General features: G+C 64.6%; 15 protein-coding genes. 8 read left to right on the forward strand and 7 right to left on the reverse strand.

Features of this window, described 5'->3' with window-relative positions; all coding sequences use genetic code 11:
* Positions 1-132: 132 nt before the first annotated feature.
* On the forward strand, positions 133-849 hold the full coding sequence (locus tag H7J93_RS09550) for an SDR family NAD(P)-dependent oxidoreductase (protein WP_267306057.1): 717 nt from the start codon (positions 133-135) through the stop codon (positions 847-849).
* 45 nt (positions 850-894) lie between these two features.
* Here H7J93_RS09550 and H7J93_RS09555 read toward each other — a convergent pair whose 3' ends face one another.
* Genes H7J93_RS09555 through H7J93_RS09565 form a run of 3 tightly spaced genes read right to left on the reverse strand, consistent with a single transcriptional unit; the run spans position 895 to position 3421 of the window.
* A complete protein-coding gene (locus tag H7J93_RS09555) occupies positions 895-2028 on the reverse strand; it encodes an amidohydrolase family protein (RefSeq protein WP_267306058.1) in 1134 nt (377 codons plus the stop codon).
* Positions 2025-3068 carry an amidohydrolase family protein gene (locus H7J93_RS09560; protein ID WP_267306059.1) on the reverse strand — a complete coding sequence of 348 codons (1044 nt, stop codon included), beginning with the start codon at positions 3066-3068 and terminating at the stop codon, positions 2025-2027. The genes H7J93_RS09555 and H7J93_RS09560 overlap by 4 nt, the downstream gene beginning before the upstream one ends.
* Positions 3065-3421: a Rieske (2Fe-2S) protein gene (locus H7J93_RS09565; RefSeq protein WP_267306060.1), complete on the reverse strand. Its 357-nt coding sequence runs from the start codon at positions 3419-3421 to the stop codon at positions 3065-3067. Before H7J93_RS09565 ends, H7J93_RS09560 begins: the two co-directional genes overlap by 4 nt.
* Before the next feature lie 174 nt (positions 3422-3595).
* Here H7J93_RS09565 and H7J93_RS09570 point away from each other — a divergent pair, with 174 nt between their 5' ends.
* Both H7J93_RS09570 and H7J93_RS09575 read left to right on the forward strand, forming a co-directional pair.
* Positions 3596-4726, forward strand: coding sequence for a cytochrome P450 (locus H7J93_RS09570; protein ID WP_267306081.1), 1131 nt, complete (start codon positions 3596-3598; stop codon positions 4724-4726).
* A complete protein-coding gene (locus H7J93_RS09575; protein WP_267306061.1) occupies positions 4723-5880 on the forward strand; it encodes a Zn-dependent alcohol dehydrogenase in 1158 nt (385 codons plus the stop codon). The genes H7J93_RS09570 and H7J93_RS09575 overlap by 4 nt, the downstream gene beginning before the upstream one ends.
* A gap of 2 nt (positions 5881-5882) precedes the next feature.
* Here H7J93_RS09575 and H7J93_RS09580 read toward each other — a convergent pair whose 3' ends face one another.
* Positions 5883-6947, reverse strand: coding sequence for an amidohydrolase family protein (locus H7J93_RS09580; protein WP_267306062.1), 1065 nt, complete (start codon positions 6945-6947; stop codon positions 5883-5885).
* A gap of 23 nt (positions 6948-6970) precedes the next feature.
* Between H7J93_RS09580 and fadD1 the strand changes: the two genes are divergently transcribed.
* Positions 6971-8548: a fatty-acid--CoA ligase FadD1 gene (gene fadD1, locus H7J93_RS09585; RefSeq protein ID WP_267306063.1), complete on the forward strand. Its 1578-nt coding sequence runs from the start codon at positions 6971-6973 to the stop codon at positions 8546-8548.
* 51 nt (positions 8549-8599) lie between these two features.
* On the opposite strand, the gene H7J93_RS09590 is transcribed toward fadD1, so the two are convergent.
* The 3 genes from H7J93_RS09590 to H7J93_RS09600 are packed head-to-tail and all read right to left on the reverse strand — an operon-like array spanning position 8600 to position 10906.
* Entirely contained in the window at positions 8600-8827 is a 228-nt protein-coding gene (locus tag H7J93_RS09590; RefSeq protein WP_267306064.1) for a hypothetical protein, read from the reverse strand.
* Between the two features lie 35 nt (positions 8828-8862).
* Positions 8863-10062 carry a cytochrome P450 gene (locus tag H7J93_RS09595; protein ID WP_267306065.1) on the reverse strand — a complete coding sequence of 400 codons (1200 nt, stop codon included), beginning with the start codon at positions 10060-10062 and terminating at the stop codon, positions 8863-8865.
* A 10-nt stretch (positions 10063-10072) separates the two neighbouring features.
* The gene (locus H7J93_RS09600) at positions 10073-10906 is read right to left on the reverse strand and encodes a mycofactocin-coupled SDR family oxidoreductase (protein WP_267306066.1); all 834 of its coding nucleotides are present in this window, start codon (positions 10904-10906) and stop codon (positions 10073-10075) included.
* A gap of 49 nt (positions 10907-10955) precedes the next feature.
* Here H7J93_RS09600 and H7J93_RS09605 point away from each other — a divergent pair, with 49 nt between their 5' ends.
* The 4 genes from H7J93_RS09605 (at position 10956) to H7J93_RS09620 (ending at position 15399) form a co-directional block, all read left to right on the forward strand.
* Positions 10956-11552, forward strand: coding sequence for a TetR/AcrR family transcriptional regulator (locus tag H7J93_RS09605; RefSeq protein ID WP_267306067.1), 597 nt, complete (start codon positions 10956-10958; stop codon positions 11550-11552).
* A 177-nt stretch (positions 11553-11729) separates the two neighbouring features.
* Positions 11730-12158: an MmpS family transport accessory protein gene (locus H7J93_RS09610; protein ID WP_267306068.1), complete on the forward strand. Its 429-nt coding sequence runs from the start codon at positions 11730-11732 to the stop codon at positions 12156-12158.
* Complete coding sequence (locus H7J93_RS09615) at positions 12155-15064, forward strand: MMPL/RND family transporter (RefSeq protein WP_267306069.1); 2910 nt, start codon at positions 12155-12157, stop codon at positions 15062-15064. The genes H7J93_RS09610 and H7J93_RS09615 overlap by 4 nt, the downstream gene beginning before the upstream one ends.
* Positions 15061-15399 (forward strand): DUF732 domain-containing protein, encoded by a 339-nt coding sequence (locus H7J93_RS09620; protein WP_264073596.1) that lies wholly within the window; start codon positions 15061-15063, stop codon positions 15397-15399. The genes H7J93_RS09615 and H7J93_RS09620 overlap by 4 nt, the downstream gene beginning before the upstream one ends.
* Positions 15400-15406 lie beyond the last annotated feature (7 nt).

A 15406-nucleotide genomic window follows, 5' to 3' on the forward strand; every position in this document is an offset into this window, starting at 1 on the left:
ACCAAGCACCCACAGGAGAGCCGGCGACACAGCGCCGGAAACCAACCACGGTCAAACACCCCCGGCCACCAGACAAGCTCAGACACCCCGTTCCGAGCTCACTCACGAAAGATCGAGGCTAGAGGTGCTCTAGTGCGTAGCGCCTTGGTCACCGGCGGTAGCGGTGGAATCGGAAAGGCATGCGGCGCCAAGCTCGTCGAGCTCGGCTACGACGTCGTCCTGACAGCGCGGCGCGAGGAACCACTGCGTGCCGCGGCGGCCGAGTTGGGTGCGCGCTACGTCGTCGCCGACGCCACGCAACCCGAGACGTTCGCGCCCGCGGCGGCGGCGCTCGACGAGATCGACCTTGTCGTGCACGCCGCGGGCATCCTCGGCGGAACCTACGCCCGCAAGCAGACTTTCGCGCAGTGGCGCGCGACGATGTCGGCGAATCTGGATTCGTGTTTCGTCGTGACGTCGGCGGCGCTGCCGAAGATGAAACCGGGTTCGCGCTTCGTGTTCATCTCGTCGTCGGCGGCGCATGAACCGATGCTCGCGCGGACGGCTTACTCGGCGTCGAAGGCCGGGATGAACGCGTTCGCGGGCGCACTTGCGCGTGAAGTCGACCGCGACGGGATCAACGTGCACATCGTCACGCCCGGACCCGTCGAGACCGAGATGCTGCAGGATGTGCCGTTCGAGATGTATGCGATCCGTGCCGCCGATGTCGCCGACGCCGTCGCCTGGCTCGACACTCTCGACCCCTCCGTCGATCTGCCCGAGATCCGGTTGCACGCCGTCACGCGCGGACCGCACGCCCGCGATCCGGTGGTCCCGCTCGACGCCGAACGCCGCAGCGCTCCGCGGTGATTTCGGCGTGCTGGGTCACGCTCAGCGTGACCCAGCACGCCGAAATCACAGTTCTTTGACCGTCGCGGGCAGTCCGTACAGCGCCGTCGCGTTGCCCCGCATGATGCGCTCACGCTGGTCGGCGGGAAACCGTCGGATCGCCCAGTCCGGCGAGTCGTAACTCCAATGCGGGTAGTCCGTCGAGAACATCAGGTTGTCGCCGAGGTCCATCATCTCGAGATACTCGCGGTACTCCCCCAGGTCGACGTCCTCGAGCGGCTGCGTCGTGAACCGGACGTGCTCGCGGACATAGTCGGACGGCTTACGGCGCACATGCGGCAGATCGGCCTTGCGGTGCTCCCATATTCGGTCCATTCGCCACATCACGGGCAGCGCCCACGTGAAGCCGCCCTCAACGAACACCACCCGCAGATCGGGGTGCCGGTCGAAGGCCCCGTCGAACACCAGGCTCATCAGATGCGACACATACAGCAGCGGCCACGACGCGAAGAAGTCGTGCCAGTGCGCCGGGTTGCCGACCGGATAGATCGGGATCAACTCGAACGGCGTCTGCCCCATCAGATGCGTGGCGACCGGAAAGCCGTGCCGGGCGGCCGCCGCGTACAACGGGTCGAAATGTGGACTACCGAACGGGATCCCGCGGGTCTGCGGAGTCATCAGCACCTCGGCCATGTACGGGTGTCCACCCCACCGCTCGATCTCCCGCGCAGCCGCTTCGGGATCCTGCGCCGTCACACTGATCGCGCCGCGCCACCGGCCGTGCCAGTTGTTGTCACCGAGCCAGACGTCGGCGAGCCAGTCGTTGTAGGTGGCCTTCAGGACGTGCTCGGCCAGCGGCAACTGCGCGTCGCACATCGGTTCCAGCACAGCGATACTCACACCGGCGTCGATCAACAGCTGTTTGGCGGCGAAGTCCGGATCGCTGCCCGCGATACCGCCTCCCGGCGGCGCGGCGTCCACCCGCAGCGAGTTGGTCTTGTAGGAATCCGGCGTGTCGTAGAAGTGCGGCACCGGCGACACCGCGTTACCCGTCGGCCAGAGCTTGTCCTGCCACTCCGCGGGCGCATACGACTTGAGCACCTCGGCCGACACCGGCAGCGGATGGACATCGGTGTCGACGATCGTCACCGCGACGTCACGCGCGGCGGTCTTCGCCGCAACGTCCTCGGCGATGGTCATAGCAGGCTCCCTTCGACGAGCCCGTACATTTCACTTGCATTGCGACACAGCACTTTCTCACGCTGGGCGTCGTTGAGCCCGGCGACCACGGCATCGGGTCCTGTCGTCGACCAGTGCGGATAGTTCGACCCGTACATCAACAGGTCGGCCTTGTCGGTGAAGTCCATCCACCGCTCGGCCTGGCTCTCGTCCGTCGGCCCGTCGAGCGCAGACGTGCAGAACCGCACGTGATCTTGCAGATACGCGCTGGGAAACCTGTCCACCCAAGGGGTTTGGTCGCGCATCGACATCCAGAACGTGTCGAGACGCCACATCAGCGGCGTGAGGATGTCGTAGCCGCCGTCGGCGAAGACGAACCGGAGGCCGGGGTGCCTGCCGAACATCCCCTCGATGATCAGCGTCGCCAGGTGCACGAACGAGTTCAGCGGCATGAAGGCGGCGTATCCGGGATAGGTGTAGGCGTGACCGGCGAAGGTCGGCGCGTAGTCGACTCCGTTGCCGCCGTTGATGTGCACGGCCACCGGAAGTCCGTGCGCGGCGGCGGCTTCCCAGATCGGCTCGAAGACCGGCTTGCCGTACGGCTCACGCGACTGCATCGGCACACCGACCTGAACCATCTTCGGATGACCGGCCAATCGCTCTATCTCGGCGACGGCACCCCGTGCGTCCTCGGGGTTGACCCGGATGGTGCCCAGGAACCGGTTCGACGTGTCCGGTTCCAGCCAGATGTCGACCAGCCAGTCGTTGACCGCAGCGCAGATCCGGCTGTTCAACAGGTAGTCGGCGATGTTGCCGCGCGTCAGCGGATTGAGGATCGCGTAGTCGGCACCGTTGTCTTCGAACAGATGCCGCGCGACGGTCTCGGGGTTCGACCCCGGATAGCCGTCGCCGTACAGATCCTGCCGGTATTCCCCGCCGGGCGCCTGGTACCACTGCTGTTCGACGTCGGGGATGGCGCGCAGCTTGTGCGGCGCCGCCAGATACCGCCGGATCTCCGAGTTGTACCGGAAATGCGGTTGGACGTTCGCGTCGATGATCATGCGGTCAGGTACACCTGTCCGTCGGCGACGTCGACCTCGTAGGTACGTACCCGCTTCTTGGGATCGGCGAGGTTCGCCCCGGTGGTGATGTCGAACTCCCACTGATGCCAAGGGCAGCGCGCGATCTGCCCATCGCGCACGTGGCGGATCTGGTCGGGCATTTCGGGGTCGTACTCGGTGGTGCCCCTGGTGTAGCCGAGGCACAGCGGAGCGCCCTCATGCGAGCAGTAGTTCGCGATCGCATACAGCGAGCCGTCGATGTTGTAGACGCCCACGCCGTATTTGCCGGCCTGCACCAATTTCATGGTTCCCGGAGGCAGGTCCTCGATCGCGCACACCGCTCGGCGCTCCATATCACCTCGATTCCTTATCACCTCGATTCCTTGACCTAGAATACTAAAATAGTAAAGATAGAGCGACAGACCTGCTAGATCTGCCGCCGGGAGGCAACCGTGACCACGACCGACGCGCACGACCAGTCCACCGCCCCCGATCTGGTGAACGATCCCTACCCGTACTTCGCGCACATGCGGAAAACCAATCCCGTGTGGCGGGGCTCGCTCCTGCAGAGCGAACTGGCGCCGCCGGAGCTCAAAGACGCTGAGCACTGGGTGCTCTTCGACTTCGACAGCGTGTTCACCGCGTTCCGTGAGGACGAGGTGTTCGGCTCGCAGATGTACCACAACACGATCGAGCTGGTCTTCGGGCCGACGATCCTCGGCATGCACGGCAAGGAGCATCACGACCACCGCAGCCTGGTGAGCAAGGCGTTCAAGCAGAGCGCCCTCGCGCAATGGGAACCCGAGGTGATCGATCCGATCTGCGATCAACTGGTCGACGCGTTCAAGGACGACGGCGAGGTCGATCTGGTCAAGGCGGTGACGTTCGAATTCCCCACCCGCGTCACCGCTGCCCTTCTCGGCCTTCCCCAGGACGATCTGGACATGTTCCGAAAGCTTTCGTTCGACCTGATCTCGATCATCGAGGACGTCGAGGCCGGCCTTAACGCGTCCGCCGAACTGGGCACCTACTTCCAGGAACAGGTGGACCAACGGCGACGAAAGCCGACCGACGACGTCATCGGCGACCTCGTCGCGGCGGAGATCGACGGTGAGAAGCTGACCGACGAGGCGATCATCTCGTTTCTGCGCCTGCTGCTGCCGGCCGGGCTCGAAACCACCTACCGGTCGTCGGGAAACCTGTTGCAGGTCTTGCTAACCCATCCGGACCAGCTCGAAGCGCTCCAACGGAATCGCGATCTCATCCCCGCCGCGATCGAGGAGGGCATCCGGTATGAGACGCCGCTCGTCGTGGTGGCCCGCGTCGTCAACCGTGATTTCGAGATGCACGGCATCACCATTCCGGAAGGCGCGCAGGTGAACCTGTGCATGGGGTCGGCCAACCGCGACGAGACGCGCTGGGAGAACGCGGACGTGTTCGACATCCACCGCCCGCGCCGGGCACACATCTCCTTCGCGGGCGGCATCCACAGCTGCCTCGGCATGCATCTGGCGAGGGTCGAGACGAAGGCGATGCTGACCAGCCTTTTCGATCGATTGACGGATTTCGAGCTGATGGCCGACGACGATACGAAAATCGTTGGCATCCCGTTCCGTTCGCCCAAGCGCCTGCCCGTGACCTTCCGCAGAGTCGCATGAGGAGTCGCGCGGCGATCCTGCACGACATGGGTCAGTCCTGGTCGGTCGAGGAGTTCGAACTCGATCCGCCGCGTGCGGGTGAGGTGCTCGTGGAGATGGCCGCGGCCGGGCTGTGCCACTCCGACGAGCACATCCGCAACGGCGACATGTCCGCGTCCAACGAGGTGATGCAGTCGTTCGGGCTGCCGTCGATGTTCCCGCTGATCGGCGGGCACGAAGGGGCGGGCGTGGTGCTCGAAGTGGGCGACGGGGTGACGGCGTTCGCACCGGGCGACCATGTCGTGAGCACCTTCGTCGCCGTCTGCGGCCAATGCAGGTGGTGTAACTCCGGGATGGAGTACATCTGCGACATGGGTGCGCACGTGATGATCCCCGGCATGCCGACGGACGGCACCTTTCGCCATCACACGGCCGACGGACGAAACCTCGGTCATCTGTCGAAGGTCGGCGCGTTCTCCAAACACACTGTGGTGTCGACGGATTCGATCGTCAAGATCCCGTCGCATCTGCCGCTGCTCCCGATGGCGCTCCTCTCATGCGGCATTCCCACCGGCTACGGTTCGGTGGAGAACCGCGCCGACGTCAAGACCGGCGACACCGTCGTGGTCATCGGCGTCGGCGGCATCGGCACCGGGGCGATCCAGGCGGCACGCATCAACGGTGCGGCACAGATCATCGCCGTCGACCCGGTCGAGTTCAAGCAGAAGTCCGCGCTGGGTTTCGGTGCCACACACAGCGTCTCGAACGCCGAGGAGGCCGCCGACCTCGTCCGCGACCTCACCCAGGGAGTGATGGCCGACGCCGTCGTCGTCTCACCGTCATTGATCGCCGGTGAGGACGTCCAGGCCGCGCTGACGCTGACGCGCAAGGGCGGGACCTGCGTACTGACCGGAATGACCAAACAACTCACGAACTCGATCTCGATCAACCTGCAGGAGTTCATCCTCTGGAACAAGAACCTGGTCGGGACGGTGTTCGGGTCCTGCAACCCCCGAGTCGACATCGCGCGCTTCGCCAGGCTCTACGAAGCGGGGCTGTTGCAGCTCGACGAGATGATCACCCGCCGCTATCGGCTCGATGAGATCAACGACGGATACCGCGATCAGCTGAACGGTGAGATCATCCGCGGCGTCATCGATTTCAGCCTGGACTGACGTCAGTTCAGTGCGTAAAACCGCTCGGCGTTCAGTCCGCCGATCTTCGCGCGCGACTCGTCGCCGATGTCCGCGCGGTTCCGCAAATGCTCTGTGCTGTGCGGCCATTCACCGTCCCAGTGGGGATAGTCGCTGGCGAACATGATGAAGTCGTCGCCCAGTACGTCGATGACGCCGGGCAGGATCGGCTCCTCGGGCTCACAGGTCGTCCAGATGTTGCCCGCGCGCAGATACTCCTGCGGATCACGCTGCCAGCCGTCTTCGATCCAGTCGCCACGCTTCTCGAAATGCTCGTGCAGCCGGTCGATGAAGAACGGCACCCATCCCACCCCGGCTTCCAGGAACGCGACGCGCAGGTCGGGGTGCCGGTCGAAGACGCCGCCGGAGATGAGCGCGGTCATGGCCGTCATCTGGTCGAACGGGAAGCTCACACAGTGCACCTGGATGTAGTTGGTGAACCGGTCGACGCCGACCTTCGGCAGGTGCATGCCCGGGGCGCCGTGGATGCCGAGCGGCATGTCCAGTTCGACGGCCGCGGTGTAGAACGGGTCGAGGTCGGGGTGGTCGAGATTGCGCGTCTTGAGCGCCGGCGGGACGTGGGTCGCGACCAGTCCGAGCTCCTTGGCCTCGCGCATGACGTCGACTGCCACGGCGCCGTGTTCGATCGGGGTCACCGCGATCCCCCGCAACCGGCCGCCGCTCGAGCGGCAGTAGTCGGCGATCCACTCGTTGTAGAGGCGGGCGAATCCGGCGGCGAACTCGGGATCCTCCAGCGTCGGTGCGCACAGCCCGAGGCTCGGATACAGCACCATCGTGTCGATGTGGTCGCGGTCGGCGTCGCCGAGCACACCGGCCGGTGACGAGTAATCGATGCCGGGCGCCGTCGACAACCCGTGTTCGCGCGGGCAGCCGGCGCCCGGGCCGTCCGCTTCGGGATAGTTGCGACCCTCGATGACCAGCGCCCGGCCGTCCGCTCTGGGCTCGATGAATTCGGGCCAGCGCGCCATCGCCTCGGCAGCGAGCGACGCGCCCTCGGCGACATGGCCGTCGGCGTCAATGATCCGCATGGGTGGATGCTAGAACTAGCTGCATGCCGAGCGAGACCATCCAGCAATTGCTGCGCGAACGCGCGACGGCGGACACCGTTGCCATCAAGTACGGCGACCGCAGTTGGACCTGGCGCGAGCATCTGCGCGACGCGTCCGCCCGCGCCGCCGCGCTGCTCTCGCTCGCCGATCACGAGCGTCCGCTGCACGTGGGTGTGCTGATGGACAACAACCCGGAATTCCTGAACCAGATGGCGGCCGCGGGCCTGGGCGGTTACGTGTTGTGCGGGATCAACTCGACCCGACGCGGCGAGGCGCTGGCCGCCGATATCCGCCGCGCCGATTGCCAGATCGTGGTGACCGATGGTGAGCACCGGTCGTTGCTCGACGGTCTCGACCTCGACGGCGCGCAGGTGCTGGACACCACGACCGACGACTGGGCGCGGTTGATCGAGTCAGCCGGCGACCTCACGCCCTATCGCGAGGTCGAACCGATGGACACGTACATGCTGATCTTCACGTCGGGAACGAGCGGCAACCCGAAACCCGTACGGGTGTCGCATTTCATGGTGCTGATGTCGGGCCAGGCCCTGGTCGACAAGTTCGAGGTGACCGAGGACGACACGTGCTACCTGTCGATGCCGCTGTTCCACTCCAATGCGTTGGTGGCCGGCTGGGGTGTGGCGGTGGCGCGGGGTGCGGCGATGGCACCGGCGAAGTTCTCGGCGTCGCGGTTCGTCGACGATATCCGGCACTACGGCGCCACCTACATGAACTATGTCGGCAAGCCGCTGGCCTACATCCTGGCGACGCCCGAGAAGCCCGACGACGCACAAGTCCCGCTGCGCATCGCATTCGGCAACGAGGCCAGCGACCGCGACATCGAGGCTTTTGAGAAGCGCTTCGCCTGCACGGTGTGGGACGGGTTCGGCTCGACAGAGAACGCGGTCATCATCACACGGGAGGAAGGGACGCCGAAAGGCTCACTGGGCAAAGGGTTTCCGGGTGTGGCGATCTACAACCCCGAGACGGTCACGGAGTGCCCGCCCGCACGATTCGACGAGGGCGGTGCGCTGCTCAACGCCGAGGAGGCGATCGGCGAACTCGTCAACACCGACGGGCAGGGCTTCTTCACCGGCTATTACAACGCCGACGATGCGACCGCCGAACGCATGCGGCACGGCATGTACTGGTCGGGCGACCTGGCCTACCGCGATGACGATGGCTGGATCTATCTGGCCGGCCGCAGCGGCGACTGGCTGCGGGTGGACGGCGAGAACATGGCGGCCGCACCGATCGAGCGCATCCTCATCCGACTGCCTGTGGCCAATCTGGTCGCCGTGTACGCGGTCCCCGACGAGAACGTCGGCGATCAGATCATGGCGGCGATGGTGCTCAATGACGGCGCCACCCTCACGCCTGACGAGTTCGAGTCATTCCTCGCCGCGCAGCCCGATCTGTCCCCCAAAGCGTGGCCACGCTACGTCCGCATCGCACCCGACCTGCCGACCACCGCGACGCACAAGGTGCTCAAGCGTGAACTCGCCGCGCAGGGACCGACTCCCGGCGACGGTGAGCTGTGGGTCCGCGAAGAGCGCGGCACCCGCTACAGCCGCGCTTAACGGCGATTTGTGTGCATTCGCGAGCGCTCACCGCTCCGAAACGCACACAAATCACACTTGACCGAGGGGTCGGCACAGGTTGGAGATCGGATTCCAGTACTCGCCAGGCGGGCAGTTGAGCGGCACCGCCGACTTACAGGTGTTGGTACCCGGATCCCAGTACTGTCCCGGCGGGCAGTTGAGGGGCTGTGCCGCACCGCCTGCCGCGGTGACGACCGCAAATACCGGGGCGCAGACAGCCGCGACGATCGCCGAACGTAGCAACTTTGACATGCTCATTGTCTGCCCCATAGCCGACGATCCCAAACGCCCCGCTACTTGACGACGATGCGCAGCCTCTCCCAGCCGCGAACCGTCGATGTCGGTGCCAGCTGCGCCGTTTCGTAGTCGACGTCCCACTCCGGCCACCGGTTGAGCAGCTCGTCGAGCGCGACGCGCCCCTCCAGCCGCGCCAGATTTGCGCCGAGGCAGTAGTGCAGACCCTTGCCGAACGTCAGGTGCGAACCGCCGCGGTGAATGTTGAACGTGTCCGGTTCGTCGTAGCGCGCCGGATCGCGGTTCGCGGCGCCGAACAGCAGGAGCATCGCGCTGCCCGCGGGCACCGTCTGCCCGTACGCCTCGTAATCCCTTGCCATATAACGGGCTACGTGCGGGCCCGTCGGCTCGAAGCGCAGCGTCTCGTCGATCGCGCGGGTCAGCAGCGACCGGTCCTCGTACACGTCGCGACGCTGATCCGGGTGCTCGGCAAGCACTTTGGCGAGCCAGCCGATGAGGCGGCCCGTCGTTTCATTGCCTGCGCCCGCAACCACTTGGGTGTAGTGCAGCACCTCTTTCCGGTGCAGTTTGCGGGTCACGCCCTCCTCGTCGGTGAACTCGACGTTGAGCAGGGCCGTCATCAGATCGTCGGACGGATTCTTCGCCCGCCACTCCACGTAGTCGGCGTACATGCGGCCGTCGGCGATCGCGTCGGCCTTGGCGACCTTCATCGGCGCACCCGGCTTGGTGCGTAGGTTTGCGTCGTTGCGGTCGCGGAACTCGACCTGTTCGGACTCCGGGATGCCGAGGAGCATGCCGATGACGCGCATCGGCATCATCGCCGCGAGTTCGGCGACGATGTCGAAGCTGCCCGAACCCACCAGCGGGTCAAGGCAATTGACGCAGTAGGCGCGAATCTGGTCCTCGATCGCGGCCATCCGGCGCGGAGTGAACACGCGTGCCATCAGGCCTCGCAGCATGCTGTGAACCGGTGGATCCTCGAACATCATCACGCCCTTGGGCATGTCGAAGTCCGACTTCACCAGCTCGAGGATGTCGCTGCGCTGGTTGGAGAACGTCTCCCAGTCGTTGAGTGCCTTCTCGACGTCGACGTAGCGGGACAGAGCCCAGAAGTCGTAGCGCTCGTTGTAGTAGAGCGGCGCCTCCTCGCGCAGTCGCGCGTAGGTCGGGTACGGATTGGCCACGATCCCGACGTCGTACGGGTCGTAATACACCTCGGTCTCATTGGTGGTGGTCACGTGAAATCCCCTATTTCAGAAGGCTGCCGGCATCGACGGGCAGCGTGACACCGGTGATGTAGCGGGCTTCGTCGGACGCCAGGAACAGCACCGCGTTGCTGATGTCGACCGGCTCCACCCACGGAATCGGAAGGAAGTGGAACGACTGGCAGATCGGGGCGAGGTCGTCGGGGCCTGGATTCTCCAGATCGGGACGGAACAGCTGGTACGTCGGTTCGTTCATCAACAGCGGCGTGCACACATGCGTCGGGTGCACGGTGTTGACGCGAATGTTCTTGGCGCCCAGTTCGACTGCGAATGTCCGCATCAGGCCGACGACGCCGTGTTTGGCGGCGATGTAATGGCCGACCTGAGGGTAGGCCTTGGTACCGCCGACCGAGCTGGTGATGATGACCGAACCGCTGCCGCGCGCGAGCAGATGGGGAACGGCGGCCTTGACGGTTTTCCACACTCCCCCGAGGTTGATGTCGATGGTCTCTTCCCAGATGTCCTCACGCATCTTGTGCAGCTTGACGCCCGTAGTGCCGATACCCGCGTTGGCCACGACGATGTCGAGGCCGCCGAGCTGTTCGACGCCGCTGTCGAGCGCGGCCTTCATCGCGTCGTAGTCGCGGACGTCGACCTGCGCGGTCACGATGCGCCGGTCGAGGTTCTTCACCATGTCGGCGGTCTCGGCGAGGTCTTCAGGCGTGGCGGCGGGCGCTGTCGAGTCCTCGAACCCGCGGCAGATGTCGATCGCGATGATGTCGGCGCCCTCCTGCGCCAACCGCACCGCGTGGCTGCGGCCCTGTCCGCGCGCCGCCCCGGCGATGAACGCGACCTTGCCCTCTACCCGCCCGGTCATCGTCGCTCTCCTCCTTGTTGGGCGATCGCCCAACATCTAGACTGCGGCCATGTCTAGCAGCACCGATGTCGAGCGGTCAAGAGGTGGGCGCGCGTCGGCGACACGCGATGCGCTCATCCGCGCGACCGCCCAGGTGATGCTGGAAGAGGGGTATGCCGCCGCGACGTCACGCCGGGTGGCGGCGAAGGCCGGCGTGAAGCCCGCACTGGTGCACTACTACTTCCCGAGCATGGACGATCTGTTCATCGCCGTCCTGCGCGACGGCGCGGAAACCAACCTCGCGCGACAACAGCAGGCGCTGGCGGACGACGAGCCCCTCCACGCGCTGTGGCGGCTCAACAGCACCCACGGCGCACGCCTGTTCATGGAGTTCATGGCGCTGGCCAATCACCGCAAGGCCATCCGCAGCGAGATCGCCGCCTACGCGGAGCGCTTCGGTGATGTCGAGGAAGGCGCCGTGGAGGCCGCGATGCATGCGCACGGCGCGGACACGACGGCCTTTCCGCCGGTGGTGATGTCTATGATCGTCACGAGTCTCGCGCGCATCGTGCTGCTCGAACGCGGACTCGGCATCACCCGCGGTCACGCCGAGGCGGAAACCTTCATCAAGCAGTATCTCGACCGTTTCGAAAAGCCCAGGTCGTAACCCGAGCGGTGAGCCAGACCGCAGGTTCATGACCGTAGTGAGCAGCAGCACAAAAACTTGAGATAACCTGTGCGCAGATGAGAACTTATACGGGCTAAGTTACGCAGATCTGAACCACGCGACTGATACGGAACTCGAGGGCGTTTATATGGGAGGCATGGGCCGGGGGCGATCGTCTTGATCGGCCTCGCCAAAAAGGTGTGGATTCCGCTCGTCATCCTCCTTGTGGTGGTGGTCGCGGGATTCACGGTCCATCGCGTCCGCACGTTCTTCGGCGCCGACGGCATCATCGTCACCCCGAAGGTGTTCGCCGACGACCCCGAGCCGTTCGACCCCAAGGTCGTCAAGTACGAGATCTTCGGTAACGGCTCGTACGCCGACATCAACTATCTGGATCTGGACGCCAAGCCGCAGCGCATCGACGGCGCGGGCCTGCCGTGGTCGCTGACGCTGCAGACCACTGCGCCGTCGGCCGCGCCGAACATCGTCGCGCAGGGCGACGGGTCCACGATCACCTGCCGCATCACCGTCGATGACGAAGTAAAGGACGAGCGAACGTCCACCGGCTTGAACGCTCAGACTTTTTGTTTTGTTAAGTCCGCATGAGTATCCCCACCAGCGACGCGCCCACCGACGCATTTCCGCCCGCCGAGCCGACTGCGAGGCCCTTCATCCCGCGGATGATCCGCGCCTTTGCGGTTCCGATCATCCTCGTCTGGATTGCCCTGATCGCGGTGCTGAATACCACTGTGCCCCAACTGGAAACGGTGGGGCAGATGCGCGCGGTCTCGATGAGCCCGGATTCGGCGCCGTCGATGATCGCGATGAAACGCGTCGGACAGGTGTTCCAGGAATTCGACTCCGACAGCTCGGCCATGGTCATCCTGGAGGGCGACAAGCCGCTCGGTGAGGACTCTCGCGCGTTCTACGGCGAGATGATCAAACGCCTCGAAGCGGACAAGAAGCACGTTCAGAGCGTTCAGGACTTCTGGAGCGACCCGCTGACCGCCTCGGGGGCGCAGAGCAGCGACGGTAAGGCCGCCTACGTCCAGGTCTACCTCGCAGGCAACCAGGGTGAATCGCTGGCCAACGAGTCGGTCGAGGCCGTCAAGAAGATCATCGACGACATGACGCCGCCACCGGGCGTCAAGGTATACGTCACCGGCGCCGCCGCACTGGCGGCTGACCAGCACATCGCCTCCGATCGCAGCATGCAGATGATCGAGGCGGTCACCTTCACGGTGATCATCGTGATGCTGCTGCTGGTCTACCGCTCGGTCGTCACCGTCATATTGACCCTCGTCATGGTCGTGCTGCAGCTGTCGGCCGCCCGAGGTGTGGTGGCCTTCCTCGGCTACTACGAGATCATCGGCCTCTCGACCTTCGCCACCAACCTGCTGGCGACATTGGCCATCGCCGCGGGGACGGACTATGCGATCTTCCTGATCGGCAGGTACCAGGAGGCTCGCGCATCCGGCGAGGACAAAGAACAAGCGTTCTACACGATGTACCGCGGAACGGCCCACGTGGTGCTGGGCTCCGGCCTCACAATCGCCGGCGCCACGTTCTGCCTGAGCTTCACCAGGCTCCCCTACTTCCAGACCCTGGGCGTGCCGCTGGCGATCGGTATGACGGTCGGCGTGGTCGCCGCGTTGACGCTGAGCTCCGCGATCATCGTCGTCGCCGGTCGATTCGGCAAGACACTCGACCCCAAACGCGCGCTGAGGGTGCGCGGCTGGCGAAAAATCGGCGCGGCCGTCGTCCGCTGGCCCGGCCCCATCCTGGCGTCGACGATCGTTCTGTCGTTGGTCGGCCTTCTGACGCTGCCCGGGTACAAAACCAACTACAACGACCGCAACTACCTGCCAGCGGACTTGCCGGCGAACGAGGGCTACGCGGCAGCGGACCGACACTTCTCGCAGGCGCGGATGAATCCCGAACTGCTGATGGTCGAGAGCGACCACGATCTGCGCAACTCCGCCGACTTCCTCGTCATCGACAAGATCGCCAAGCAGGTGTTCCGGGTGCCGGGCATCTCGCGGGTCCAGGCCATCACCCGGCCCGACGGTAAGCCGATCGAGCACACGTCGATCCCGTTCCAGATCAGCATGCAGGGCACGACCCAGCAGATGAATCAGAAGTACCTGCAGGACCGCATGGCGGACATGCTCGTCCAGGCCGACGAGATGGAGAACACCATCGCCACGATGGAGAAGATGTCGTCGCTCACCGAGGAGATGGCCGCGACGACGCACTCCATGGTCACGAAGATGAAGTCGATGACTCTCGATGTGGCCGAATTACGGGACAACATCGCGAATTTCGACGATTTCTTCCGTCCGCTGCGCAACTACTTCTACTGGGAACCGAAGTGCTTCAACATCCCGATCTGTTGGGCGCTGCGGTCGATCTTCGACACCCTTGACGGCATCGACACGATGACCACCGACATCCAGGAACTGATCCCGGACATGGAGCGGCTGGATGCGTTGATGCCGCAGATGGTCGCGCTGATGCCGGAGATGATCAAGACCATGCGGACGATGCGCGACATGATGCTGACCATGTATGCCACCCAGAAGGGCATGCAGGATCAGATGGCCGCGATGCAGGAGAACTCGTCGGCGATGGGCGAGGCGTTCGACGCGTCGATGAACGACGACTCCTTCTATCTGCCGCCGGAAGTCTTCGACAACGCAGAGTTCAAGAAGGGCATGGAGAACTTCATCTCCCCCGACGGCAAATCGGTGCGTTTCATCGTCGCCCACGACGGTGACCCGATGACACCGGAGGGCGTCGCAAGGATCGACGCGATCAAACAGGCCGCCAAGGAAGCCATCAAGGGCACCCCGCTGGAGGGCTCGACGGTGTATCTGGCCGGCACCGCCGCGGTGTTCAAGGACATGTCCGACGGCAACAGCTACGACCTGATCATCGCCGCCATTTCGGCATTGGCCTTGATCTTCGTCATCATGCTGATCCTCACCCGAAGCGTGGTGGCCGCCGCGGTCATCGTCGGCACGGTGCTGACTTCGCTGGGCGCCTCGTTCGGCCTCTCGGTACTGATCTGGCAGCACCTCATCGGGATCGAACTGCACTGGATGGTGCTGGCGATGTCGGTCATCATCCTGTTGGCTGTGGGCGCCGACTACAATTTGCTCCTGGTATCAAGGCTCAAAGAAGAGCTGCATGCCGGGGTGAACACCGGGATCATCCGTGCAATGGGCGGAAGCGGTTCGGTGGTCACCACAGCGGGTCTGGTGTTCGCCTTCACGATGATGTCGATGGCGGTCAGCGAACTCACAGTTATCGGACAAGTCGGAACAACCATCGGGCTCGGCCTATTGTTCGATACCCTAGTAATCCGGTCATTCATGACACCGTCCATTGCAGCATTGATGGGTAAGTGGTTCTGGTGGCCACAGCGGGTTCGGGCACGGCCGGTGCCCTCGCCGTGGCCGCAACCACCGCAGCAGTTGGCCCCTGTGGGCCCTGAGGGAGGACAGCAGTGAAACGTTTGATGGGGGTCGGGATCTCTATCGCCGCAGCAGCGCTGCTGTCGGCGGCGCCCGCACAAGCCGACGTGGACACCGATTTCACCAATTTGCTGCATACCTACGGCATCTATGGGCAGAAGGACTACAACGCCTGGATCGCGAAGATCACGTGCAAGCGGTTGCACAACAATCTCGACAAGGACGCGACCATGTCGGCCAAGTTCATCCACGATCAGCTGGTCCTGGACAGCACCACTGAACAGGCCTGGCAGTTCCTTGGTGCCGCCCTGCGCATGTACTGCCCTGACAAGCTGCCGATCCTCGACCAAGCCGCCGCAGCGCAGCAATAGCTAAGGA

The sequence above is a fragment of the Mycobacterium barrassiae genome (genome assembly GCF_025822765.1).
Lineage (GTDB): Bacteria > Actinomycetota > Actinomycetes > Mycobacteriales > Mycobacteriaceae > Mycobacterium > Mycobacterium barrassiae.